Below are 24,156 nucleotides of genomic sequence, written 5' to 3' on the forward strand. Positions count from 1 at the left end.
AAAGCACGGGCCGCCTGCGACGATCTCATTTGGATTCCCGGCCCAGACCCAAGTTTCGGCAAGGGAACGGCTAGCTGCTCCCGGAACAAACTGTCTCACTAACCCTCAAGGGTTAGTGAGACCCTACGGTGAGACCGACTTGGTGAGACGCTTTTCAACGCTCAAACGTCTCTTGGCGCCCATGTCGACACCAGTCTCAAGAGCTAGAGTTCGTGAGACAGCCCGAGGACCTTGGGGCAGCTACTGCCAGGCAGTGATCGGGAAGACCGGGGATGCCTCCCCTTCCTGGCCTGCGGTCTCCCAGGCAAACCCCTCGTACAGGTCGTCGAGGCCCGTCCACCTGAACAGGTCGCCGGCGGTGTCGATCGCGTAGAACTCGTAGCGGACTCCGTCCACGAGCTCCTGGCGCGACAGGACTGCCCCGCCCCCGGGGATCAAGGTCGGCAGGTCTGGGCCGGCGATGACGTAGGCGGGCAGGACGGCGCTCTGGTCGGCCGGATAGGTGCCGCCCAGGCCGACCGCACGGAAGCCGTCGTTCCCGTCCGCTACACCGTGGCAGTCGTCGGCGTCGATGGTGATGGTGCCCTTGGGAAGGCTTGCCCGGGCTTCCGGGGTCAGGACGCAGCGCTCCACCGCCAGTCCGGGTGCGAGGAGCTCGCACCCGGGCTGGTAGACGTTGAGGGTGGGGACTGAGATGTGAGGCATGGCCCATATGTGTGCGGTGGCCTTGCTGCAGATCCCCGCGGCCTTGCTTGGCCCACTTAGGTGTGGCCGGTCAGCTACACTTTGGCGGCTTCGGCATCGTCATCCTCGTCGGCCTGCTTCGAGAAGAGTTCACCCATCCGGGCGATCGCCTCGGCGGCCGTCATGTCCTTGACCTCTTCTTCGGGCAGGTGAAACGTGCCGATGAGGATCGAGACGACGCCGGCGGGGATGGCATTTGTGGGTGCCTCCGCGGGCCCACCTCTGTCCGGCAGGACACCGCTCTTCACGCAATCCCAGAACACCGCGTTGGTGACCTCGAGCTGCTCGCGCAGGATGTGGCCCCACAGGTCCGGGCCGTAGTCGGTGCGGTTCACCGGGTGACTGATGCGGGTGAGGAGGATCCGGCCATCGTGCAGGGCCAGCTCGTAATTATGGTGATGCGTGCCGGTCTTTCCCGTGGACGTCTTGCGACGCTCCCATTTCTCCGTGACGCAGAACTTCTCGTGATCTTTCCGGGTCGGCGGCGGGTACTTCACTTCCCGGCCAGCCAGGCTTTAAGGCGTTCGTCGGTCGCAGCCTCAACGAGCTGCACCAGGCCCCAGTTGTTGGCGTGGTTGGGGGCGAGCCGGAGTCGCTCGGTCCATGCGTCGGCGTAGTCGCGCAGCGCCAGGACTGCTTCATCGAGGGCCTCGTCGTAGGTCGCACCGTCGGCGGCTATGGGCAGACCGGGCAGGAAGACGCTCCACCCGCCGGCTTCCGGAACGAGCTGGGCGTTGGCAGGGCGAACCTTGGCCATGAATTCGACGAGCCGTGCGGCGTCTACCGCTGCGATGCGCACGTCGTCCCGGCTGATGGAGGCAGGGCGGCCGCTGGCCGCAGCGTCCAGCACATCCTTAAGGTGTTCCCGCCCGGAGCGAAGAGTCGGGAAATGGGCCATGGCAGTCACGGGTTCCTCCTGGTGATTCCTGCGTGTACACAGTGTACGCGGATTCCCCGCGCGGAGAAAGCCCTGACTTGTAAAGGCCCTTGAGGCCGTGCGCTCAGCGAAGGGAGCCCTGATCCGCGAGATGCCCCCCCGGCCTTCGGCCGCTGGACGAGGTAGCGTGCGGGGATGATGTCCGGCACGGGATGGCGGAATCATCCGCATGACCTGCGCTACCCGGCCGGGTAGCTTGCCAACCAAACTATCAGCATGCTTATGATGGGTTCACGGATGGGGATCCGGCGAGGGGAAGCGAAAAGGGTGCGCTCAGCGAACGGGGCGCACCCTTTCCCGTGTCCTCTCACCCCTAGACTTGCCGCATGCCAATGCGATGGTTGACCCGTGACGCCCTCTCTGGTGCCCTCACACCCGAGGAGGAGGAGGACCGCGGCCGGAACTGGGCCCTGGAGCGGGAGGCTGTGAGGCCCAGGCTTCATTCGGGAGCTGGTCAGTTACTGGATCTCAATGTCCACGATGCTGTCATCCGCTCCTTGCGGCAGGCCGGTCCGGACGTGGAACTTCGCGCGCTCATCGGTGACAACCAGGTGGGTTACCAGTGGCTGACGTCCTGCTACCGAAATGCCCGCCTGGTCATCGTCGAACCGGGAGTTGAGACCGGCACCAGCCTCTTCGAAATACTCTGCGACGAAGTGACAGTTGCTGCAGATGAGACCTTCGTCCACAGCGTCATCACCTGGCCGAGCGGTGAGTTCGACGTTCAGTTCAGCTCGGTAGACACCTCACTGACACCCGCCGATGGGAACGACCGAAAGGCCATGTTCGCGAGGGCCAACGCCTCCTCGTAGAAGCCGCGCGGCGATAGGCTCATTCCATGGGGGAATCAGAAGATTTGCGGGAACTTCCGGAAGGGTGGGCCTGGGAGGGTCTGGCCGGCCGGGAACTGGCATGGCTGGGTGACGGCTTCCTGGGCGATCCGCTCGACGGCCCGCTGCCCGACGGCTTCACGAACAGCACCTGGGTCCTTCACGCACAGTTCTTCCGGCCGACCGATGTGCCCACGGAGCCTAAACCTGATGATCCTGATTCGATGCCGGGCTTCGGTTTTGGCGCGCATGCTCCCGATGGGTGGCAGCGGATCACGTGGGCTGAGACCGCTTCGCTCAAAGCTGTGGCCCTGCGCGGCCCTGCCTCGGACGACGGCCTGGAGATTCCACCCTGCTTCAGGTGGGAGGCCCTGCTGAATGACAGGGATGCCGGCCATGACATACACCCAGGCGCGCAGCGTGACACTTCGGTCTGGCCGACAGAGGGGTCCCTGGGAAAGGCTGACTTGGAAGCACTCGTGCCGGTCCTCGCAGCGCATACCGGTTCAAACCGCATGCGCGGCAGGTTCTCACCCATCACCTCTTCCCTTGATGAAGAGGCCATGTCGACCTTTACCTTCGATCTCTCAACCATGCTGTCTTCGATGCTCGCCACGGGACGGCAGGAGTTCAGCCCGGAGCTGTGGTGGCCCGAGGACCGGGCCTGGGTGGTGTGGACTGACTATGACCTAATGGGCACCAGGGTGTTCGGCAGCAAGGAGCTCATCGATGCCCTTCGCGCCGCCGCTGACGTTGAGACGCTGGACTGGCACCGGGTGAGGCTCCGCCCGCCTTCACCACCACGTCCGCCGAGCCCTCTGCAGCTAAGAATCCAGGAGCTCAAGGCCAGACAGGAAGCGGCGCAGGCCGAGGCGAACGAGGCCCGGGAGGATGACGATGAACAAAGCTGAGATGGGCCAGCCCCCGCAGCTGACCTTCGGGGATGTGCGCCGCAGAACCGGTGGTGAAATCGCCGGTGTGACCGTCTCCGTGGCGTTGGAGGGCCTGTCCGCACACCGCGAGGTGTACCTCTATTCGTCTGCTGACCTTCGAGAATTCTTCAGTGGCTTGGCAACGGACTGGCGTGGCTGGAGCGGGATACGGACCTATGAGTCCATTGAAGGTGAACTGCTGCTGGAGGCCCGCCACACCGGAAGCCACGTCGAGCTGTCGTTCACGCTCCAGGACCCTTCCTTCCACGATGAATGGTGTGTCCGCGGCAAGGTCACCCTCGACGCCGGCGAAGAGCTCAGCCGTGCCAGCGAAGACATCCAGGCCCTGTTCACAGCACGGCAGTAGCTCACCCCCTGAACGGGTCAGCATAATGTGCAAACTCTGCTCGCGGGCCAAGCATAGGATTTTCAGGTGACCCCCAGACCGCTTCTCCCAGGCGAAAACTGTCCTCATTCAAGCACTGCTTGAGCGAACGGGCCAGCCGCAGTGGAGTGCTTTAGATCTCTCTGCTTTGCTCGTAAGTGACATGGAGGACGGCGGCATGGGCAGCCTTCAATTTCATAGCAGCAAACCGGACCGGGAGTACGGACGGACGCTCTCGGAGGGGTGGTTCAAAGACAGCGACAACATCCCGGTCCAGGTTGCCCTGAATCTGGACACGGATGACGACGTCTACGAGCTCGACAGCTGGAAGGTGGACTTTTCCGCTCGACGGAGGCTGCCCTCAACGAAGGCCGACATAGTGTCGGACCCTGCAGAGCTGGCTTAGCGACTCGGGGCGGAGACTGCAGCTGCTAGGTTCGACCTATGCCTGCTGATCTCGACAACTCCCTGCCGGAGCTTCTCGGGCATCTCTCCAGTCTCAGCCGGCCCGTCACCGGAGTGCTGCAGGCCGGTCTGCCTGAACGGGTCCTGCTTGAAAAAGCCGTCATCGCCGGACTTGCCTTGCCCGACGATGTCATCAGACTCTACGCGTGGCGCGATGGAACCCTGGACTATCCCGGCGCCATGCTCGATGACATCCACATCATCCCGGGCTTCTACTTCGCCAACCTCGACGAGACGCTCGCCAACCATGCAGTTTTCCGCGACGACACCCGGTGGGACCCGGCGTGGCTGCCGCTGCTGGCGAATGGGGGTGGAGACTTCATCGTGGTGGACTGCTCCGGCACCCCAGGCAGCTGGGGGCAGGTACGCCACTTCATGCTGGGCGAACCAGAACATCCCGTGCTGTACCTGTCCGTTTCGTCGATGTTCGAGACCTTCGTTGAGGCCTTCAACCGGGGAATCTTCTTCCTGCACCCCTCCGGCTACCTGGACGCGGATGACGACGCCTATGCACAACTGGGACGGACGATGAACCCGGAAGCGCGGGGCTGGGATGCCTACTAACCGCGCAGACGGGAGGCGAGTCACATCCGTCAAACGCACCGCCCCCGACCCGGAATGGGTGCAGATGTACCGCCAGGGCACCCCGACTTCGACGATCGCCGCGGCCGCCCGGGTTGCCGAGACCACGGTCCGGTATCACCTGGCCGTCGCCGCCAAACAGGATCCCCGCCTTCGAGCCGCTCACCGGGCTGCTGCGCGGCCTGCGACCCGGGTCACCGCCGCCGGCCGGCGGAACCTGGACGATGTCCTGGCCCTGTACCGGGCCGAGGGACGCCTGCCCACTAAGCGCACACCCAGGGAACGGGCGCTGGCGATCTGGCTGGCCCGCCGCCGGGAGGACGCCGCGGCTGGCATCCCCTCCCCCGACTATGCTGCGGCGCTGGACGAGATCCCGAACTGGCGGAACCCACCCACGAAGCAGGCCGACGACGCCGCCCGCTGGGACCGGCGCCTGAACGAGGTCGCCGCCTGGCTGGCCGCCGGCAACGATCTGCCCCGGCACCAGAAGACCGACGACCAGGAAGAACGGACCCTGGGCGTCTGGCTGCACACCCAGCGCATCGACGACCGGGCCGGCCGGCTGACCGCCGCGAGGGAAGCACTGCTCAATGACCGCGTCCCGGGCTGGAGGCAGGGTAGACCGCGGGGTGGGTCTAAGAGCCAGCCATCTTCGTCAGCTGCCCTCCTGAGGCAGGGCTGAAGGCTTTGCCCGTGCTATTCCGTCCGCGACCGCTTGCTCGTATTGGTGTCTGTCGAATGTGAACGGACCAAAGTTCGCATAGTCCCAGTCCGGCCGATGGGGCTGCTTGAAGTTGGACCAGACCACGAGGCTGCATTCGACAGTGATCCGCGCTGCGAGGGGCCAGCAGCCGGCTTCTCCGCATTCGCACCCCAAAAGCCAGGCTTCGCCGGGCTGTGGCCATTGGTTGGCCTCAATCCCCAGGTAGTAGAGCGACAGGTCGCCGAAGTTGAAGTGTTCGGGCACAATACCGTCGTATTCGCCGGCAGGTGAATAGCCGCGCTGTTCTTCGTATGAGCGCACCAGTGCTGTAAGTGATGCTCCGTCCACCTCAGGTGTGAGCGCACCGACACCGTTCCGGGTGGTTTCGGTGCGAAAGCGCAGTTGGTTCATCACAGGTTCATGGGGACATGGATACGGCGGGCCGTTGTCCTCGCGTCACCGCGGCGCTGGGCGAGCACCCGCGCATCAAACCGTCGCCCCCCTCGTTTGCCGGCGGCTACCGCAGGGCAGCGCGCAGTCGCTCGGCCAGGTCGTCGACGGACTCGCGCCATTCGGGTTCGTCGGCGTCGTCCCAAAGTTCAGCCAATTCGGACTCCTCCCCCGCGACCCGTTGGACGGCTTCCAGGGCGAGCTCCACGTCGTCGGCGGTGATCCCCCGCCCGTGAGCAGTCACCCAGTCGGCGACGTTCTCCGGCAGCTCTCCCGGCGGCGTACCCTGACTGGCGGCGATGACCTCGGCGGCCGCAACGGCAATACAGCCCTCCGGGGCTTCCACATAGCCATCCCCTACCGCAGTGACTGCCCTGCGGACGACGTCGGTATCCCCGCCGTCGAGCTCGTCCAGCCAGTCCAATGCGTCGTCGTTCTCAAACGGCAAGAAGCCCCATGCACCCATCAATCGCCCCTTCTCGGTTTCCGGTGACACCACTATGGCAGAGAACATCGTGCCCGCTTAGAACTTCCATACGGCTTTCGAGGGCGAGCCGCACGGGCCATCCTTCACCGGGGGATCCCAAGGGATGGGGTCCAGTGTTTTGTCGGCCACGACCGCCTGGGACGCAGTCTCGTAGACCGTCAGCCGCACGGCACGGACGCCGATCTGCATGGCCACGGACGTGTGCATCGCCGCACTGTAGCGGTGTCCTGCCTGGTACTGGGTGCAGGCATCCTGGTCGGCCCGGTCCAGGCATGTCACCTCATATTCGAGACCCGCGGTTCGGGGAAACATGGTGAAGTCCAGCTCCAGGGTGCTGTACCGCATCATCGTGTCGCAGGAAACATTCCCGCAGCCCGCCAATAGGGAACCGGCCACCAGCGCCGATGAGAGTGCATATCCCGTCGACGGTCGCATAGCCTCACCCTAGCCGGGCGCACGGTCCGGCGGCGGAACACGGTTAGGGCACAATTGCAGGCATGGGGGATGAACTGGTGGAGGTTCTTGGCGCTTCCCGCTCTGTCATTAGCGGCGAAGTGGAGTGGCCGCTGCATGGGCTCCGGCACCCGCCCGCGGCGAACACCTCCGGCTGGTATGTGTGGACCGGCGAATTGTTGCCCGACGCGGACTTCTTCCAGCCCTGGCATCCAGCCCACCTGGTCGAGCGCTGCCCGCAGGTTGAAAGTCTCCTGCAGATGCCGCCCGGTTCACGGTTTCTGCTCGCGCCCGGGTACGTGGACGTCTGGGACGACCCGTCACTGTTGGACGTGAGCGACTAAGGTCTAGGGTGACGTCCCGCCAAGCCATTGCCCACGTAGAGTTCGGTGCATGAAGCTTTCGGACCTCTTCCTTCACCAGATACTGGGCTTACCCGGAGAACCTGAACACAATCCACTGACCATTGGATGGATCTTCGAGGACGCGCAACTCTTGGACGTCCGCATAGACGTTCTCCACTCGGCTGTGGGTGCCCTGTTCGAGATACGCTCGTGCTATCTTCCCGGTGAGCTCAACATTCAGTCCCTGAACTGTGGAGTCATGATCTTCCGGAAGACAACAGGAGTGACGTGGGAAAAAATCACTCGCAGAGGAGTCCCAGACCAGCGGGTTTGGGAAGTGGGTGAATGCCGCGTAGAACAGTCAGCCACGGGTGTGGAAGTGAATCCTCTGGCAGAAAACAACGGGATGGATCTGATAATCAAGGCGGAATCCGTCGAGTTCTACGCAGGCAGGCTCCCCGCCCTACCGGACGACATACCCAGCTACCCCGACCACCTCGATGTGACCGGACTCGTTCCCGGGTGGGACATGGATTTCTCTCCAACGAACGTCTGGACCCTGGGGCCAGCAGCTTCTAAATCAGCCTGACCTCAGGCAAGGACTTCCGCGATATTGCTAATGGCCGCGCTGTAAGCGCGGCTAGAATGGGCCGGGTTAGGACGGATTGGGGGATCCACGACGGCCGCGGCCGTTGTTCCGCTGGTCGGTCGCTGTCAGCGAACCAAGGATGCCATGACCTTCTTCCAGGACCTGCCCGTACCAGAAGAACCCCGCCGCGGCAGGACCGTCAGGTACGTTCCCCCGGTCTGGGCGGGTGCGCCGGCCTGTGAACTGCCTGCAGTTGTTCACATCGGGGAGTTCATTTACCGCAGCCAGAGCTTCATCATGGCCGTCGAGATGGCGAAGGTGTATTCGACCGGCTGCTCTTTTGACCTGACGTGGACACTGCGCCGCGCTGGGGAAAGCGACAAAGCGTGGGCTGAGCTGAATGGGGCGTTTTTCGGTCACCCGCACGGCATGCAGGCCATAGAACGACGGGCCTTCGCCGCGCTACTCTTCGGTGTTCAGCTGGCCGACGGGACCAAGGCCCGGGCGGATTCAACGCTGCACGGCCGCTATCCTCCGGGAAGTGGGCAGCAGCCGGAACCGCCGGTCCTCATCCTTCGAGGAAATGGAGGCGAAGGCGGGGACGACGAAATGTCCGGCAAGGCCAGTCTTTGGCTTTGGCCGTTGCCCCCGGCCGGAGACTTCCGCCTAGTAGCTCAATGGACCGACATGGGGATGGAAGAAACGTCCATCACCCTCGACGGCGCGCAGCTCAATGAAGCCGCAGCAGCTACCCAGAAGTATTGGCCTGAAGAGGGATCATTGTGATGCCCTTCGACACCCTGGCTCTGGCTATGGTCTTCGCAGCCGTCTTCTTCTACGTCCTCTACGGGGTCATCCGCGCCGCCGTCCGTGACGGCATCCTCCAGGCCGACGAACGGCGGCAGAAGGCTACGGAGCCGGTGTCCATCAACAGAGCACGGGAATGAGCGTCCAGGGCTGGCTCACGGTGCTGTTGGGGACGGCTTTCATCCTCGTCGTGCTCCCCTACGTTCTGGCGGTGATTAGCTTGGCCCCCAACGGAACCGAGACGCTGCTGCTCGTTGTCCTACTCTGGGCCGGTATGTGGGTCCATGGGCGCCGAAGATCCCAGCAGGCGGTTACCGCACTGCCCAGACAAGGGCGCCAGCGGTGAAGCAACGGAGGGCGCCTTCCTGGCCGATGACCGAGGTGTGGGCTTGGGTTGTTGGCATTGTCGTCGTCCTCCTCTTTCTCCTGCCGTGGTCGCTCCTCTGGGTGGGCCGCTGCGTCGACTACGTGCCAGGCTACGGAGAAAGCTTCTGTGAATTCGGCCCTGTGATTGGCTTCCCGGCGGCCACGGTCATAGCAGTCCTGTCACTGCTTCTAATCCTCTACTGCCTGTACCGGATCGTGCGGATCTTGATCCAACGCAGAAGGTACCTGCCAGCCAAGAGAGAATAGCCTGTTCTAAATTTGGGGCGGCCCGTCGCCGGGGAACCGTTCCGGGCGCTTCGGGTCCCTCCCCCTCTCTCGCCAGTATTCATTGCGCTGCCATAGCGATAGCCGAACCGCCGCTGTCCCGTACACGATGACGAAGACCGCTTCGACCGCCAGTACCACGACCCTCCACGGCAACGGCATGTTCGGAACGAAGTTCAGCAACGCAAAGAGGATGACGAAAGGCACCGACCAGTATGTGAGCCTGGTGAGCCTGCCCCGGGCTTCCTCCTTGGAAGCCGCACTGTGGCCGCATTGAGGTTCCTTCGCCGATGATGGCATGGACAAACCCAAGCACCGGTTCGAAGCACAGGCAAGGTGTTTGAGCTGATCTTTCAATGGCGGCTTACTGGGCTGACGACTCGATGGCCTCCCGGATCCTCTGGAGCGTTTTTGGTCTTGCCGCGATCTCGATTAGCCCGCCGTCTGATTCGGCACTGACGACCTGGAAACCGGGCGGCACATCATGCCGGTTGTCCTCACGATGCGCATACCGCGGTGCTGAAATGGAGCCAATCCCGGTCAGGGCCTTGCTGCGGCCGGTTGGCACAAGGTCTTCGTAGACGGCTGGTTGGAAGTCGATCCGGCCCGGCGCCGGATCGGCGATGCCCATCTGCCAGATGGTGCTTAGTGAACCGGGCCTCGCATCGGGATACCGCAGGAACATGAGCGCCTGCCCCCGCTCATCGAGCCTGGCGTCGGTCTTCCGGAACCGCCTCTGCGCGAACAGTGTCATTGCTGCAACCGCCAGCCCGTAGAAGATGCCATTGATCGCAGCAAAGCCCGCGTTGCGTCCAAGAATGAGACTGACGCCCAGCCAGAGGAACCCAGTGGCAATCCCGACCAGGACGGCGTGCAGGATGGGGTGCCCGCCGACCCAGTCTCTCCAAGCCGACCATGCGCCCCGCGGTGTCTCACCGGAAGATGCCGGCTTATTCATACCCTGACGCACTTCGAGTAGGGCTGATTCCTCATAGTCCGATCCAAGCGGGGACAAGCGGGCCAGGCAAGGGATTCGACCATCCTTGATCGAACCTTCAACAACCGGATCGCCATGCCCTAATAGTCGATGGCTTTCCGGTCTATGGGCTTGAGTGCGGCGAGACGTGCTTCCACTTCGGTCTGCTCGCCGAGGCCTTCGAGGGAGGCGAACCGGCGTCCAGCGATGATCCGGCGAGTTCCTGCTGGCCGTGGGTTCCTGGCGCATGTTCTATGTGTACGGGCGATGACGGGCGCGGCCAACGTTGGGAACCGGAATGGCCAGCCTTCTGTCGGCAAGTTTCGGTGCTCTTCCAGTCTGGCTAAGCCCAGATGATCTGACTCGGGGTGCGCTGCTCGGCGCTCCGGACCGCAGCTTCAATGGTCGCGTGGCCCTCGGAATCCGGCCAGGTGGGCTCCTCGGTCTCTCCCGCATGGCGAAACCTCACGTAGTAGAGCAACCCTTCAGTGCCGAGCGGTTGAGCCACGTCACCGGGTTCGAGCTGCTCATCGGTCTGGGCCAGCCCAAACCAAAAGTCATACGGCAGACCGACGATGTCCACGGGCATAGTCACTTCTCCCGCGTATAACCAGGTCCCGCTCCTGCTAATCAGCACAGACAAAGAATGCCATCTCATCCTGCCGGGTTACCACCGGTTCCCGGGTCCAAGGCCAACGTCTGGGCCACAGGCATGCCGCAGGCCGATGACGGCCCCTGCGGGCAAGACCAGCCCGGTTGACGTGCGGCCGCGCGTCTCACGGTACGCGTCGCCGTGCGGGGTGACTGGTGTGCGTGCAGGTGGGCTCACGCGGAGTCGTTGCTGTCGCGGCGGAAAGTCAGCCGGTCCGCGCTGTCCGGGTCGCCCAGCCACTGATACAGGCTTCTGCCATCTGTAGGTCCCATGACATAGAGCCAATACCCCCAGGGCCTGTTCTCTATGTCTATGCGGAGGTGGACAATCTGATAGTCGTCGCCGGCGGGGCCTTGGTCTTGCTCAAGGGCCCACGTGCCGTGGTAATCCGTTCGGCTGTTCCAGTCCAGACTCAGTGTCGACGCGAAACCGTCGAAGACGCCGTCTGGGACTCCGGTCCAGTCCGCCGTACCGTCGGGCCGCAGTTCAAGCTGGGTCCGTTTCCCCTGTCCGTGGTCGGTGTGCCAGTTTCCTTCGACTTCGGCGGCCTGCACGTCGTTAGCGGGTATGGGCACCTCGAACAATGAACAGCCGGCCAGCAGCATGCCGCACACGACAAGGCCCAGCGTCGTGACCGCCGCCCGCCGGCTGATGTTCAGCCTCATGATTCGGGCCTGGTGACGTCGTACCGGCGGTGCGAGAAGGTGAACTTGTCCGCCTCCAGGGTAACCACTGACGGTGCCTGGTGCGCTGCAGCCCTCAGTTCCTGCTCGGTGACGGTCTCGTTCCCGATCGAGTGGGCGTACATCAGGAGCCGCCACGAATTGAACACGGTCCGCCCGTCCCAGTCCCAGTCGACGTCCACGTCTTCACCGGTGTCCAGTTCGAAGCGGCACCCGATGCCGTGCAGGCGGAAGGAACCCACCCCTTCAAGGACGCCGGACCTGACCGGGTCACTTCCATCCCGTGGGACGAGCCACAGGCCGGTCCACACCGTCGGCCTTTCGTTTCCTCCGTACACCGTGAGCAGGGCATCCAGGCACCGGGACGTCAGCCGGACGAACGAGTCGACGATCGCTGCCGGGTCGCTCATTTGGCGGCGATTTCGTTGCGGCGGAAGGTCCCGGCGATGGAGAGTTTCTTGCCGTAGGCGATGGACCCGTACCGGAACAGGTGGACGGCGAGGCGCAGGATGAGGATGCCGACGATGAAGAGTTCGGCGATGACGATGCCGGCCTCGAGCGGGCTGAGGGTGCCGAAGCCGTTGCGGAGCAGGGCGGTGACCGGGGCGGTCAGCGGGAAGTAGGTGAAGATCTGCACGATAAGCGCTTCAGGGTTGGAGATGACCAGGCTGAATGTGTAGAAGGGGATGAACATCATGGCCATCAGCGGGCCGAAGATGGTCCCGGCTTCCTTCGCTGTGGGCATGACCGCACCGATGGCGACGAGCACCCCGGTGAAGACGGTGAACCCGCCGAGCAGGAGCAGCGCCCCGGTGATCATCGGGCCCGGTTCGAAGACCAGGGCGGACAGGTCCATGTCCGGCAGGGCCAGGGAGTCGCGGAAGAACAGGTACGCCAGCCCGACCGGGGCGAGGAACACCAGGATCTGGACGAGCCCGACGGCGAACAGGGAGATGATCTTCCCCGTGATCAGCGTGGTCGGGTTCAGGGTCGTCAGGATCATCTCGGTGACCCGGTTCTCTTTCTCCTCCAGGGTGGAGTTCAGCATCTGGTTGGAGAGCAGGATCATCGAGATGTAGAAGACCACCAGGAACAGCAGCGGCGGGATGACCCCGCCGATGCCGGCGGCAACTTTACCGTCCTTGAAGGTTTCGGCGTCGAACTTCACGGTCTCCGTCAGGGCCGCGGTCAGCTTCGGTGAGCCGACCTGGTATTCGGCCGAGGCTTCCAGCAGCTGCTTGGCCACGGCCTCGTACTTGCCGTTCTCGAACATGCCCACGTCGGCCCCGTAGATCTTCACCGGCTCCCTGGTCGGGTCGGCCGGGTATTCGAAGTATGCCTCGCTGGTCCCGTCCCGGACGGCTTCGATGGCGGCCGCCGGGTTGTCGGTGTAGGTCCCGCCGGCGACCTTCGCGCCCGGGGACATGATGATGCCCGAGGCGTCGCTGTACGTGAAGGAGAACCGGGCGCTCTTCTGCGCCTCCGCACTGTCCCTGGTGCTGGCGTTGGACGCGAACACCAGGGCGAAGACCACGATCAGGATCACCGGGATCGCCAGGGTCGCAATGGCGAAGCCCTTCTTCTTGATGGTGCGGACGAATTCGAACGCGACGACGGTGCCGAGGTTGTGCCGTGCCAGTGCCATTACGCCTCCGCCAGTTCGTTCTGCTCGCCGTAGACCTTGATAAAAATCTCGTCCAGGGAAATCCGCGCCGGGGCGAAAGACCGGATCCCGGCGCCGGACTCCACAAGCTCGCGCAGGACCGCGGCCTCACCCGCCCCGGGCCGCGGTGCCAGCTCGGCGCGCCCGTCACTGTCGGAGATGACGTCGAACAGGCCCGAGACCGGCAGGACGCCTTCGTAGGCCACCCGGTAGACGGTCCCGCCGAACTCCTCCTGGACTTCCTCAACCGTGCCGTACGCCCGGGACACGCCGTCCTTGAGGAGGATGACCCGGTCGCAAAGCCGCTCGACCTCTTCCATCTGGTGGGTGACCATGATGACGGTCGCCCCGGCCCGCTTGTGCTCTTCGATGATGTCCATCAGCAGCCGCCGGTTCACCGGGTCAAAACCCTTGGTCGGCTCATCCAGGATCAGCAGCTCCGGGCTGTTCATGATCGTCACCCCGAGCTGGACTTTCTGCTGCTGGCCGCCGGAGAGCTTATCCAGCCGGACCTTGGCCTTGTCACCGATCCCGACCCGCTCCAGGTACGACTCCGACCAGGACCGGGCCGCGGCCTTGGACAGTCCCTTGAGCCGGCCGAAGTAGACCATCACATCCAGGACCGATTCCTTCTTGTAGAGTCCGCGCTCCTCCGGCAGGTACCCCAGCCGGGCACCGTCGCGGGGCTGGAAGACCTTCCCGCCGATGTGCAGGGTCCCCGCGGTGGGCTGGTAGATGCCCAGCAGGGCCCGCAACGTCGTGGTCTTCCCCGACCCGTTCGAGCCCAGGAAACCGAACGTCTCCCCCGCGTTGACATCGAACGAGAGGTCCCGGATGACCGTCGTGTCCCCGAAATCCATCCGGAAGTCCTTGATGTGTACGAGCGGCTCCACCGCGTCCCCCAACGTCATGGTGTCAGCCTATCTCTGGCAGGTGGGTCCGTCGCTGGCAGGCATGCGTAGGCGAGGTGCGGCGAGTAGGGGCATCAGCCTATGGTTTAGTCCACCCAAGGCAGTTACCTTAATGTTCAGGGAGCCGGTGGTGAAGTCTCGTCGAGTCCATACAGCCACCACTGGCTCCCCGGAAGTCGTCCGACAATCGCCCTGTTTGCTCCTAAACTTTCGCCATGACCACTGCCCAAGCCCGCCTTCGTGACGCCGTATCCTCGTGCCTAAACTCCCACGACCTTCTCGGCGTCCTGGACCTGGGCGCTCCGAACGACGAGTACGACCCCGAAACGGAAGAATTCACACACCTTCTGGCCGCCGGAGAGTTCGTCACGGCTGAGGTGGTGGCTGCCGTCTGGCACAAGTGGTTCGGGGAGGCGGACCGGCAGGCGCCGGCACCGACGCCGGAGATGGCTACTCTGGCCGCCGACCTGCAGGCCCTTGCTCCCCTGGCAGGACTGTAAAGGCCCATCATGTCCACGATTCCATCCCCCGCCGTCAAGCATTTCCTGCGACTGCGGGAAATCAGGAAGCAGCGACCGTTACCCCTTCGCCGGTGGGTGGATGCCGAGCTGGTAGAAACGGTACGCCGGGCACGCGAAGGACTGGCGCCGATGAACAAGCCAGGATCGGTCCTGCCACCCAAGTATGAACGCCCGAGAACCCCGACAACCACCCGGACCGGGAACGACCGCCCGGACATCGAGCGATAGCACCAGGAAGGTAAAGCATGAGCGAATCAGACGGACTTTGGACGAGGTTGTAGAAAAGATGCTCAGTACAGGCCTGACCGCCGCGGGACGAATCGGTGAAGAAATGGCCCGGGCACGAGAAAAGTCAGCGCGCGAGGCCGCAGCAGCCGAGGACCAAGAGGGACGCGAACTGATGGCCCGCCTCGAGGGCGAGCGCGCCGCCGCACGCACAACTCGGACCCGCGCTGGATACCCGCTGGTGGGACAACGCCAAAGCAGAAGACATCGTCCGCATTCACCAGACAGCAACGCTACGGAATCGACGTCAACACCCTTGCAACGGGTGCAGACGGTGCAGCCGCACTACACGAAGCGGCACGAGCAAAGACCCAGAGCCAGGAAGAAGGGACAACGGCGGCGGGAGAAAATGCCCAGGTCGCACAGCTGCTCGCAGAAGCCGAACGCTCCGACAAAGCCGAACGACAAAACGTCGATGGCGACAACGCCCAGCCCGAGCAGCTGAAGGACGAAGCCGCTGCGACGTACGACTCAGCCGACCGCAGGGAAGCCCTCGCGAAAAGCCTTGAGCACATTGGAGACAGAGAAGCAGTAGAGGCCAGACTCACCGCGGACCGCAACGAAGCCACCCCGCCCGCGGCTGCCCTCTCCGCAACTCACCGCAAAGCATCCCCGGACCGCAAAACCCGTTCGGCCACTGGCATACCGAAACAGGCACAGGACCTCAGCCGCTAACAGAGCTAGCCACCGGAAGGGACCGCTGCCGGCTGACAACGGTCCCTTACTAGTAGCAATGAGAAGAAGACCGCTACTTCTTCTTGAGGTTCTTCAATTCCTTGCTACTAACCTGCTGGATTCCTGCAAGCCGGTAGGCATTGTTGACGCGGCCTCCGCTGCCAATGGACCGGTCAATGTCCCGTTTGGTCTCCGGGAGACGAACGTCCTTACTGTAATCAGTGAGCTGTTTGGTGAGGTCGGTGTTGCTCTTGACTACGGCGGGAACACCGGAGCCGAGAAGAGTAGCGGCGGCCCCCAGGCCGGCGGCGGCGCGTCCGCCGGCCTCGGTCCACTTCTTAGGAATTCCAAACATGGGATCAGGCCTCCTTGTTGTGCTGGGTGAGGATCTTGTGGTGGCTGGCCAGGTCGGCGGCCTGCTTCTGGGTCTCCTGAAGCGCCTCGCTGGTGAATTCGGGGACTACAACCGGCTCAGTTACGCCGGCGTAGGAGCGGGCGATGGAGACGGTCTTGTAGGGCGTACTGGTAGACACAGTGTGGGTAGCCTGCTCCTTGGCCATGACGATCATCCGAGCCAGCGTGGCGCAGGCCTTGCCAGCAGCTTCGACCAGCACGGCATGCTGGTTGTGCAGACCCTCGACGTAGGTGGTGTAGCCGGAGAGCTGGCCGGAAAGGTGCGCAACCCGATCAGTCTCGTCGGAGCCGTTCTCGTACTCGCCCTGGTAGTTGATGTAGCCGGAGACCGCGACCAGAAGCGCGAGCATGACCGACAGCGCCAAAACCAGAGCAGGGTCAGCGTCGGCCTCCGTGCCCTCGCTGTAGACGCGGGCACCCATCACGAACGCGACGGCGGACAGGATGAAGAGGGTGACACCCTGCTCAGTGCGCAACCTCCGACGGGCGGTAACGGTGTCAGCCGTTACCGAGGAGTCGGCGCCCTTGAAACGGCGGTGCCGCCTGCCCATCATGCGCATGAGCTTGGCGAAGAGGACCGTGCCAAGCAGACCGAAGATAACAGCTACCGTGAAGTTGATCAGAGTGGGCACGTCACCAGTGACCAGCAGCCTCAGGTTCACATTCAACAGCGAGCACATCGCGTAGACGAAGATCGGGAGGTCGATCCCGATCAGGAGGAGCTCCTTAAACCCGGTGCCGCGGCCCTCCCTGCGAAGGTGGTGCTTCTTGGACCCCTCATTGGTTTCCCGCACCACACGGTCACGAAGGGTGTCGTGGGCGTCCTGGGCCTCCTCCGGGGTCAGCTGCTCCCCGTTCGGCCCGACCAGGCGAACCTCCGTGATCCGGACAAGGTGATCGTTGATGATGTTGATCCGGGCGTACAAATCCTTAATCGAGTCGATCTTCTTCTCGATGAGACCCTTCACCTGGGTTTCCAAAGTGTCCTGTGCCTGCTTCACCGGCCGGGCAAGGACCACCCGCTCAGCGTGCGTCAGATGCCCACCGTCACGCACTCCCACACGATTAGCCTCATCGACGACCGCCACGGCCTTTACGATCTGAAGCGGGGCCACCGGGCCCAGCCCGAAAACCGACGTCACCTTGTCCTTCAACGGAATCCGCGCCGGTTCGCGCTGCACCCGCCCGTCGACGTCCTTCTCCCGATAGCCCTGAAATTCGCGTTCGAGACTTTCAAAATCCGTCATTGCTCATCCATCCTTTCTAGATACTCCCGGCTTGTGCCGAGCAGCTTTGTTTTCCATTTGGGGGCGTCACAGGGGGTGAATCGATGGGGGTGGGGGTGTGTACTTTTCGACGGGGGTGTAAGAATGTGGGCACGCTGGCCGTGGGGTCGGGAGGATGGGGGCGGTGTGGTTGAGATAGATGCTTATATGAGTGGGTGGACGCCTGTGGAGCGGGCTTACTCGCTGTGGCTTCGGGCCGCACGAGAGCAGAAGGGCACCGCTGTTCGGCTCGCCACTGCAGTGGTGCAGCACCTTCGCAAAGCTCACGGACTGAGACCGGGTGCCAAGTTGAGCGAACTCGGGGTTAAGAAGAAGATCGACGGTGCAGCGATAGGCAGGTGGGAAAAGGGCACGGGCGGGACGAAACCGCAACCTGTCTATCCTGATGAAGAGGCTGTGCGGAAGGCATTAATCGCAGTGGTTACCGATCTCGTGCCGTTGGCTCCCGTGGAGATGGAATGGGTCTCGTTCCAGGATGTCTGCACGACGTTTGCGGTTGAACGGCTGAAGCGCCAGCACCGCGGCGCCGGGATCCTAGGTTCCTATGCCGCGCGGGAGCGGAACAAGGAACGGCACCAGTTCCTAGCCGCATGGCCATCCCCGGCAGCTCAGATTGATCCAATTGGTTTGGGGCTTGGATCGTGGGCCTTTGACGGTGCGTTGCCCCCTTATGTCGAGCGAACCCCCGACTATGATCTTGCACACCGTATCAAGGAACCCGGGATCACGACCGTTACCGGGGCGCCGAAATCCGGAAAGAGCCGCAGCCTGATGGAAATCCTCCAACAGCAACACCCGGATGCGGTCACTTGGTGGGTTAACCCGGCGCCGACCGTACTGCCCTTACTGGTGGAGAGTGCGAGGAAGACTAAGAAAAGCGAACGCCCGGTTTTTGTCGTGTTGGATGATGCCGGCTTGATCGGGACCGACCCGATCAGTGGCTTGACTGCTCAACGTCTAAGCGACCTAGTCGAGACCTGCACACACCTGATCGTGGTCGTACACGACGAGGTTATTGCAAACTGGGAACACCAACTCACTTCCCGTGCCTGGCATAGCTTCGAATCCTCAGGTATGGGTGCCACTCGGGAACTTATGAATCTCCTCCGGCACCGCATCAGCTACAGCTCTACCCTTGATGAAGAGGAAGCGCAGTCGGCTACAAAGGTCTACGAAGACGCGGACCAGCGGGTGAGGGGCTTTGACTTGAATCGTTTGGGTGAGACGTTGGCCGGCGTAGAGATGCTCCGAAACCAGGTTATCAATTTGCTTGAGAGCCCAACGAGCGTCGAAGCGGCACTCATCGAAGCCGCAATCGATGCAAGCATGTCTTTTCCGACAGGAGCGACCTTTGAAATTCTCGGCACCCTTGCTGCAGCCCACTATCGGCAGCGTCAACCCAACCGTCCTTGGCGCGAGCATCTACTTTTCGATGCCTTCGATTCCCTCACTACCGGCATCACTAAGGGTTCCCCGCACGCCATCCTAGTCACGGCCGACCACGACAAGTACCGCCTCCTCGACGCTCTCGCTCCCGAGTTCCAGCACCCAGATCGCGCAACCCTTGACACATTAAGAGGCTGCCAGCTGCCTCAGGAAGTCCTTAACCACGCTCTCTTGAGCGCCGCGGCGTGGTACTTCTTCCACAAACCTGAGGATGAAAGAATTGTCTCCGTTTGGACAGAATGTGCCGAACAAGGTGATCCAAGGGCAATGGTTTTGCTCGCCTTGCGCGCCAGAGAGGCGAAAGATGTGGAAGCTGCGCGCACCTGGTGGAAGCGCGCAGCAGATCACGGTCTTGAGGATTCCATGTTCCAACTCGAGGCTGCCGAAACGATGAGGGAGCTTGGTAATCTCGCTGATTTGGCCGGGGACGCGAGAGGTGCCCGCGCTTGGTGGGAGCGCGCAGCCGAGCAGGGAGATGCTGACTCCATGCTCTTGCTCAGCAGATTCCCGTTCGAGGCAGGCGATCTAGAGGAGGCCGTGGTTTTATGGAAACGCGCAGCTCGCCACGGAAATTCCACTGCAATGTTAAACCTCGGCGTTCAGGCCAAAGACGCAGGAAATTTGGAAAAAGCACAGGAATGGTGGGAACGGGCAGCCGAAATTGGGGATGCCTCAGCGATGCATGAGCTGGGTAACGATGCCTATACTGCCGGGGATTCAGACTCTGCGCGAGATTGGTGGAAGCGAGCAGCTAATTTAGGCAACGAACATGCCATGGTGATGGTGGGCTTGCTGGCGTCACAGGCGGACGACATAGATAGCGCCCGATCATGGTTGCGGCTTGCTGCGGACAAGGGTGAGGCCAGGGCTATATTCGAGCTCGGCGCCCTAGACCATACAGCAGGTGATCTAGAGATGGCATCCTTCTGGTGGCAACGCTCGGCTGACAAAGGAAATACGGCGGCGATGTGCGCCCTGGCAAATATGGCCCATGACACCAACAACTTAGAGTCAGCGTCCGACTTGTGGGAACGCGCGGCTGAACACGGAAGCTCAGAGGCCATGTTCAACCTAGGAACTATGGCCTCCAACTCCAAGGAGACCAAGAGGTGGTGGCACCGGGCATCCAACAACGGCGATACAAAGGCTATGTTTCATCTCGGTGCCCTTTACGACAAGGAAGGGAATGTAGAGAATGCACAGTCTCTTTGGGAACGGGCTGCCGCAAGTGGCCATGCTGCATCTATGTGCCTTTTAGGCGAGCTAGCTGCAGATACCGGGGATACTGCGAGTGCTCGCAACTGGTGGGAGAAAGCTGCTCGGAATGGTGACGCAATTGCTATGACTCACCTTGGAAATCTCAGCTCTGAGGCTGGAAACCAAGCGGCAGCCATCACTTGGTGGAAGCGTGCAGCGGACAGTGGCATCTCTGAAGCAATGTCCAATCTTGGCGTCCATGCTTATAAAAACGGAGATTTGGACAGCGCCCAGGATTGGTGGAGACGTGCTGCTGAGAATGGCGACACCCAGGCTATGTTAAATCTTGGCGAGCTAAGCCATGGGGTTGGGGACAAAGCGGCGGCCACTACCTGGTGGAAACAAGCAGCTGCTAGCGGCAACACGGAGGCGATCGAAATACTGGCTAGCCTTGCCGAGAACTAAGGCAATCACGCTGACGCCAGCCGTCGCTTGTAGGTGCTATCGGCAGCAAAGAGGAAGAGCGCGGCCCAGGCTGTCTACGCATCTGATGTGGCCGGCAGGCTCAATCCCTGACGAACACGACCCCAAGCCCTCAGATCATGGCTCCGATGCTATTCGTTCACGTTGAGGTTGAGAGTCACCACGCGGTTTTTGGCGGCGAGGGTCTCACTGAAGTCGCCCCCGGGGACGTTGTCAACAAGCTGGCCGCCGGCGCTGGCGGTGCCGATGATCTCGGCGGGGGCGCCGAGGGTAACCAGGCGATTGAGTACGGCCTGAGCGCGGTCCTTTTCAAGTTCCGCATCGGGGGTCTTCCCGGGCACCAGCGCGCTGTGTCCAATGGCAGTGATGGCGGAGCCGATGGGGCAGCGACTGAGATCCTGGGCGATAGGGGCGAGGATGCTATCGGCGGCTGCGAGGATTTCATCGCTGTAGGGCGCGAAGGCAATACTGGTGTCGATGCTGGTCTGACCGACGCAATGCGTGGCGATCTGGTCGAGGATGAGCCGGGGAACGTTGTTGGTGGCCAGAGCCGGGGCCTGGCCGACAGGACCGGAAATGGTGTCGCAGGAGGCAGCGCTCATCTTGGCGCAGAGTCCAAGCATGATCTTGGTCAGTGCGGTGCGGGCGGCGGGTCCGGCCTGTTCCTGGTCACTTGCAGGGTTAGGGTATCCGAGTCCAGCGAAGGTGATGTGCTTGCTATCCGCGTTGGGCAGGTCCGACCGACTAACGCTGGTCACAAAGTATTCGGGGCGGTTGATCCAGTCACCGGCCATGTTCAGTTCCAGCGGGGCAACCGTGGAATATCCGCTGCTTACGAAGATGACACGGCCGCCTGCAGGAGTCTGCTCAAGGGCACGGTCAAGCGTTCCGATCGCGTCGAGACCATCCGTGGTCGCCGCCGCCTCGCCAAGAACCGACTCGAGACTCTTCAGATTGGAGGTGATGAGCTTTTCGGCCGCGGTGTGGACGGACTCGACGTCCTGCCCGCGCATCGGGGTCAGATCCACAAAGTCCGTCTTGTCAGAGGTGACGACGGCAATTTTGCCGTCGCCGGGCAACAACGCAGCGGCGGCGTGCTCAGTGACAACGGGAAGCAGGGGCCTAAGTTCAGCGGCGGGATCGGCGCTGGTGGCGGTGAACGCAATCGTGAGCGCGGGGGGACGCTGCAAGCTCTGGCACCCGCTAAGCGCGGCCGCAGTGATGGTCAGGATTGCAGAGATAGGGAACAAGATCTTGTGCATGATGGTCCTCTCGTAATGCTTGAGTTGTTTTAGGCGGTGAATCCCAGGCGCCGGAGCGTTGCCATGGAGTTCTTCCAGGAACGGTGGTCACGTGGGGTCCCGGCGAAGCAGGTCACGATCTTGCCCTGCCGGAAAACCAGCAGGTGCTGCTTGGAGGTCGTTCGAGTCTCGAAACCCGCAGCCTGAAGCTTCTTCACCAAAACCCGTTTGTTCTTGTACATTTCTGTTCTCCCGTCTGCCTGTAGAACCCTTGTTTTCTATTTCGGGAGGTCACATGGGGCGGTTCTATGGGGGTGGGGTGTGTACTTTCGACGAGGTGTAAGAATCTGGGCACCCAGCATCGGGCCGGGAGAATGGGGACATATGGCTGAGCCTGCTGCTTATACGAGCGGATGGACGCCGGTTGAGCGGGCGTATTCCATGTGGCTGAGGAGCGCGTGGGAACAGCAGGGCACTTTCGTTCGGCTGGCGGCTGCAGTGGTGTCGCATCTGTGCAAGACTCATGGCCTGAGGCCGGACGCTGTTTTGAGCGAAATCGGAGTCAAGAAGACAAACGGTGCAGCAATCAATCGGTGGGAAAGAAGACCCAGCCTCAGGAAGAACGGACAGCAGCAGCGGGGAATCGCTCAAGCCAGTCAGCTCATCGCAGAAGCCGAACGGGCCGACAAAGCACAACGGGAAAGCGCTGATGCCTACAATGCCCAGCCCGAACAGCTAACGGACGAAGCCGTGACGGCGAGACCCACCGCAGACCGAAATCAGGCAACACCCCTAGTGCAGCGCTCCCTACGGCTCACAACAAGGCCTCCAAAGCGCGGAAAACCAGCTCAGCAACTGGCATTACCAATCAGTTTCAAAAGGACCCTGGCCGCTGTAGGCGTGGCGTTCGCGTAATTCGCGCCTGCACGCCCGGAGATACTTAGACAATGATTGTTATCATTCCGGACACCAACATCCTCTCTGCGTCTCCGTCGTTGGCATCCGCTGAATGGCAGTCCCTCAACCAGAATCGGGATGACTGGGAAATTCAGATTGTTGTACCTGAAGTTGTGTTGATGGAGACGATAAACGTCGTCCGTCGAAAGTGGGAAGACGAACAGCGAAAGTTGGACAACCTCCGTGTCGGAGAGTTCAACCTGTCAAACGACGTGCAGGCGATTCGCAAAGAGATCCAAAGGCATATCGACGCGTATGAGGATGTCCTGAAACGTCGGCTCTATGACGTGGGCGCTCGGATGTTTGCCGCGCCGCCAGTTGATCACCTTGAGATTGCCAGACGAGCTTCTCTGCGGATCCCGCCGTACCAGGGGGAAACGAAGGACGGATACAGGGACACTCTTATCTGGCTCACGGTGATGGCTGCCGCAGAGGAGTATCCGGAAAACGAAATCTGGTATGTCAGCGACAACACCAAGGACTTCGGACCTAAGCCGGGAAACTGGACAGGACCGAACTCGGGCAATCGGACAGACTGCCCCATACTCTTCCACACGGACCTGAGTAAAGAGCTTGAAGTCCGAGGAGTGGGAGACCGAGTGAAACTGGTGACTAGCCTTCAGCTCCTGGAGCAGCACCTTGCTGCACTGCATTGCCCGATACCTGCTGAGGTGTTTACGGCGTTAACCGCGCCCCTCGACTTCGGTGCTATGAATTCCTTCCTGGAGCTCTTGCCAAGCGGAGCAAAAATCTCGCCTGCGGAGGTAGCTCTTAACCCCAATGTGACGGAAGCCTTCCTCAGCCGCGTGAAAACGCATGACGTACCTTGGGAATTCATCGAGGCAGCTCGCCGAGGTGAGGGACGGTGGACGGCCAATTACACGGTTGATGTCCAAGCAGAGATGGTTACCTTTACAAGCTCTGGTGCGTCCGCCGTAGTGACCAAGGCCGTGCGCCTTTCAGGATTCGTGAATATCAAGGAACCCTCAGAGGTCGAAATGATCGAGATGACCTCGATGAGCGCTTTGCCCGGCGATCCGGATAAAGCACTGTGGGAGGCACCGCGGCATTCGTACACAGACCTACTAGCGGTCATGCAATTAGCCGCAACAGGGCAGCCGTCGCAGGCGGTGCTGGATGCGATCAGCAATGCGGCGAAGATCCAACCGTCGCAGGCGGTGCTGGATGCGATCAGCAATGCGGCGAAGATCCAACCGTCGCAGGCGGTGCTGGATGCGATCAGCAATGCGGCGAAGATCCAACCGTCGCAGGCGGTGCTGGATGCGATCAGCAATGCGGCGAAGATCCAACCGTCGCAGGCGGTTGGTCGGCGTAGGCGACCGGCAAGTGAAGCGGATGAAATAATACCTCTGGAGAGCCCGACGCGCCACGAAAAGAGTATCTAGG

At 62.1% G+C, this 24,156-nt stretch carries 29 protein-coding genes; 13 read left to right on the forward strand and 16 right to left on the reverse strand.

The window, feature by feature from the left end; translation table 11 throughout:
- Nucleotides 1-240: 240 nt before the first annotated feature.
- The 3 genes from QE394_RS05080 to QE394_RS05090 form a co-directional block, all read right to left on the reverse strand.
- Complete coding sequence (locus QE394_RS05080) at nucleotides 241-705, reverse strand: hypothetical protein (RefSeq protein WP_349033902.1); 465 nt, start codon at nucleotides 703-705, stop codon at nucleotides 241-243.
- A gap of 74 nt (nucleotides 706-779) precedes the next feature.
- Entirely contained in the window at nucleotides 780-1,241 is a 462-nt protein-coding gene (locus QE394_RS05085; RefSeq protein WP_349033903.1) for a cytotoxic translational repressor of toxin-antitoxin stability system, read from the reverse strand.
- Nucleotides 1,238-1,651, reverse strand: coding sequence for a hypothetical protein (locus QE394_RS05090; protein ID WP_349033904.1), 414 nt, complete (start codon nucleotides 1,649-1,651; stop codon nucleotides 1,238-1,240). Before QE394_RS05090 ends, QE394_RS05085 begins: the two co-directional genes overlap by 4 nt.
- A 356-nt stretch (nucleotides 1,652-2,007) precedes the next feature.
- On the opposite strand from QE394_RS05090, the gene QE394_RS05095 reads away from it, so the two are divergent.
- The 6 genes from QE394_RS05095 (at nucleotide 2,008) to QE394_RS05120 (ending at nucleotide 5,557) form a co-directional block, all read left to right on the forward strand.
- On the forward strand, nucleotides 2,008-2,493 hold the full coding sequence (locus tag QE394_RS05095; protein WP_349033905.1) for a hypothetical protein: 486 nt from the start codon (nucleotides 2,008-2,010) through the stop codon (nucleotides 2,491-2,493).
- A gap of 26 nt (nucleotides 2,494-2,519) precedes the next feature.
- A complete protein-coding gene (locus QE394_RS05100; RefSeq protein ID WP_349033906.1) occupies nucleotides 2,520-3,422 on the forward strand; it encodes a hypothetical protein in 903 nt (300 codons plus the stop codon).
- Complete coding sequence (locus QE394_RS05105) at nucleotides 3,409-3,810, forward strand: DUF6228 family protein (RefSeq protein WP_349033907.1); 402 nt, start codon at nucleotides 3,409-3,411, stop codon at nucleotides 3,808-3,810. The genes QE394_RS05100 and QE394_RS05105 overlap by 14 nt, the downstream gene beginning before the upstream one ends.
- A gap of 196 nt (nucleotides 3,811-4,006) precedes the next feature.
- Complete coding sequence (locus tag QE394_RS05110; protein ID WP_349033908.1) at nucleotides 4,007-4,234, forward strand: hypothetical protein; 228 nt, start codon at nucleotides 4,007-4,009, stop codon at nucleotides 4,232-4,234.
- A gap of 38 nt (nucleotides 4,235-4,272) precedes the next feature.
- Nucleotides 4,273-4,857, forward strand: a complete 585-nt coding sequence (locus QE394_RS05115) for an SMI1/KNR4 family protein (protein ID WP_349033909.1) — start codon at nucleotides 4,273-4,275, stop codon at nucleotides 4,855-4,857.
- Nucleotides 4,847-5,557, forward strand: coding sequence for a helicase associated domain-containing protein (locus QE394_RS05120; RefSeq protein ID WP_349033910.1), 711 nt, complete (start codon nucleotides 4,847-4,849; stop codon nucleotides 5,555-5,557). The genes QE394_RS05115 and QE394_RS05120 overlap by 11 nt, the downstream gene beginning before the upstream one ends.
- Here the strand turns inward: QE394_RS05120 and QE394_RS05125 are convergent.
- The 3 genes from QE394_RS05125 to QE394_RS05135 form a co-directional block, all read right to left on the reverse strand.
- The gene (locus QE394_RS05125; RefSeq protein WP_349033911.1) at nucleotides 5,531-5,989 is read right to left on the reverse strand and encodes a hypothetical protein; all 459 of its coding nucleotides are present in this window, start codon (nucleotides 5,987-5,989) and stop codon (nucleotides 5,531-5,533) included. The two genes, QE394_RS05120 and QE394_RS05125, sit on opposite strands and share 27 nt — an antisense overlap.
- Nucleotides 5,990-6,095: 106 nt before the next feature.
- Nucleotides 6,096-6,494: a DUF4259 domain-containing protein gene (locus tag QE394_RS05130; protein WP_349033912.1), complete on the reverse strand. Its 399-nt coding sequence runs from the start codon at nucleotides 6,492-6,494 to the stop codon at nucleotides 6,096-6,098.
- Nucleotides 6,495-6,551: 57 nt separating this feature from the next.
- Nucleotides 6,552-6,950 carry a hypothetical protein gene (locus QE394_RS05135; RefSeq protein WP_349033913.1) on the reverse strand — a complete coding sequence of 133 codons (399 nt, stop codon included), beginning with the start codon at nucleotides 6,948-6,950 and terminating at the stop codon, nucleotides 6,552-6,554.
- Nucleotides 6,951-7,012: 62 nt separating this feature from the next.
- Here QE394_RS05135 and QE394_RS05140 point away from each other — a divergent pair, with 62 nt between their 5' ends.
- The 4 genes from QE394_RS05140 (at nucleotide 7,013) to QE394_RS05155 (ending at nucleotide 8,848) form a co-directional block, all read left to right on the forward strand.
- On the forward strand, nucleotides 7,013-7,312 hold the full coding sequence (locus QE394_RS05140; protein WP_349033914.1) for a hypothetical protein: 300 nt from the start codon (nucleotides 7,013-7,015) through the stop codon (nucleotides 7,310-7,312).
- 49 nt (nucleotides 7,313-7,361) lie between these two features.
- Complete coding sequence (locus QE394_RS05145; protein WP_349033915.1) at nucleotides 7,362-7,901, forward strand: hypothetical protein; 540 nt, start codon at nucleotides 7,362-7,364, stop codon at nucleotides 7,899-7,901.
- Nucleotides 7,902-8,045: 144 nt separating this feature from the next.
- On the forward strand, nucleotides 8,046-8,687 hold the full coding sequence (locus QE394_RS05150; protein ID WP_349033916.1) for a hypothetical protein: 642 nt from the start codon (nucleotides 8,046-8,048) through the stop codon (nucleotides 8,685-8,687).
- Entirely contained in the window at nucleotides 8,687-8,848 is a 162-nt protein-coding gene (locus tag QE394_RS05155) for a hypothetical protein (RefSeq protein ID WP_349033917.1), read from the forward strand. Before QE394_RS05150 ends, QE394_RS05155 begins: the two co-directional genes overlap by 1 nt.
- Nucleotides 8,849-9,723: 875 nt before the next feature.
- Here the strand turns inward: QE394_RS05155 and QE394_RS05160 are convergent.
- The 6 genes from QE394_RS05160 to QE394_RS05185 all read right to left on the reverse strand — a co-directional run bounded on the left by QE394_RS05160 (nucleotide 9,724) and on the right by QE394_RS05185 (nucleotide 14,244).
- Entirely contained in the window at nucleotides 9,724-10,317 is a 594-nt protein-coding gene (locus QE394_RS05160) for a hypothetical protein (RefSeq protein ID WP_349033918.1), read from the reverse strand.
- Nucleotides 10,318-10,678: 361 nt separating this feature from the next.
- Complete coding sequence (locus QE394_RS05165) at nucleotides 10,679-10,918, reverse strand: hypothetical protein (protein ID WP_349033919.1); 240 nt, start codon at nucleotides 10,916-10,918, stop codon at nucleotides 10,679-10,681.
- A 242-nt stretch (nucleotides 10,919-11,160) separates the two neighbouring features.
- A complete protein-coding gene (locus QE394_RS05170; protein WP_349033920.1) occupies nucleotides 11,161-11,652 on the reverse strand; it encodes a hypothetical protein in 492 nt (163 codons plus the stop codon).
- Nucleotides 11,649-12,080, reverse strand: coding sequence for a hypothetical protein (locus QE394_RS05175; RefSeq protein WP_349033921.1), 432 nt, complete (start codon nucleotides 12,078-12,080; stop codon nucleotides 11,649-11,651). The genes QE394_RS05170 and QE394_RS05175 overlap by 4 nt, the downstream gene beginning before the upstream one ends.
- Complete coding sequence (locus tag QE394_RS05180; protein ID WP_349033922.1) at nucleotides 12,077-13,315, reverse strand: ABC transporter permease; 1,239 nt, start codon at nucleotides 13,313-13,315, stop codon at nucleotides 12,077-12,079. Before QE394_RS05180 ends, QE394_RS05175 begins: the two co-directional genes overlap by 4 nt.
- On the reverse strand, nucleotides 13,315-14,244 hold the full coding sequence (locus QE394_RS05185; RefSeq protein ID WP_349033923.1) for an ATP-binding cassette domain-containing protein: 930 nt from the start codon (nucleotides 14,242-14,244) through the stop codon (nucleotides 13,315-13,317). The genes QE394_RS05180 and QE394_RS05185 overlap by 1 nt, the downstream gene beginning before the upstream one ends.
- Before the next feature lie 215 nt (nucleotides 14,245-14,459).
- On the opposite strand from QE394_RS05185, the gene QE394_RS05190 reads away from it, so the two are divergent.
- Nucleotides 14,460-14,744, forward strand: a complete 285-nt coding sequence (locus QE394_RS05190; RefSeq protein WP_349033924.1) for a hypothetical protein — start codon at nucleotides 14,460-14,462, stop codon at nucleotides 14,742-14,744.
- A 1,054-nt stretch (nucleotides 14,745-15,798) separates the two neighbouring features.
- Here QE394_RS05190 and QE394_RS05195 read toward each other — a convergent pair.
- A complete protein-coding gene (locus QE394_RS05195; RefSeq protein WP_349033925.1) occupies nucleotides 15,799-16,080 on the reverse strand; it encodes a hypothetical protein in 282 nt (93 codons plus the stop codon).
- A 4-nt stretch (nucleotides 16,081-16,084) separates the two neighbouring features.
- Nucleotides 16,085-17,386, reverse strand: a complete 1,302-nt coding sequence (locus QE394_RS05200) for a hypothetical protein (protein WP_349033926.1) — start codon at nucleotides 17,384-17,386, stop codon at nucleotides 16,085-16,087.
- Between the two features lie 165 nt (nucleotides 17,387-17,551).
- On the opposite strand from QE394_RS05200, the gene QE394_RS05205 reads away from it, so the two are divergent.
- Entirely contained in the window at nucleotides 17,552-20,533 is a 2,982-nt protein-coding gene (locus tag QE394_RS05205; protein WP_349033927.1) for a tetratricopeptide repeat protein, read from the forward strand.
- Nucleotides 20,534-20,682: 149 nt separating this feature from the next.
- Here QE394_RS05205 and QE394_RS05210 read toward each other — a convergent pair whose 3' ends face one another.
- A complete protein-coding gene (locus tag QE394_RS05210) occupies nucleotides 20,683-21,741 on the reverse strand; it encodes a hypothetical protein (RefSeq protein WP_349033928.1) in 1,059 nt (352 codons plus the stop codon).
- 101 nt (nucleotides 21,742-21,842) lie between these two features.
- On the reverse strand, nucleotides 21,843-22,034 hold the full coding sequence (locus QE394_RS05215) for a hypothetical protein (protein WP_349033929.1): 192 nt from the start codon (nucleotides 22,032-22,034) through the stop codon (nucleotides 21,843-21,845).
- A 705-nt stretch (nucleotides 22,035-22,739) separates the two neighbouring features.
- Between QE394_RS05215 and QE394_RS05220 the strand changes: the two genes are divergently transcribed.
- Nucleotides 22,740-24,155, forward strand: coding sequence for a PIN domain-containing protein (locus tag QE394_RS05220; protein ID WP_349033930.1), 1,416 nt, complete (start codon nucleotides 22,740-22,742; stop codon nucleotides 24,153-24,155).
- The last annotated feature ends 1 nt before the right edge of the window (nucleotide 24,156 follow it).

Origin of the sequence: Pseudarthrobacter sp. SORGH_AS 212, assembly GCF_030818145.1 — a bacterium.
In the GTDB taxonomy this organism is placed as follows: domain Bacteria; phylum Actinomycetota; class Actinomycetes; order Actinomycetales; family Micrococcaceae; genus Arthrobacter.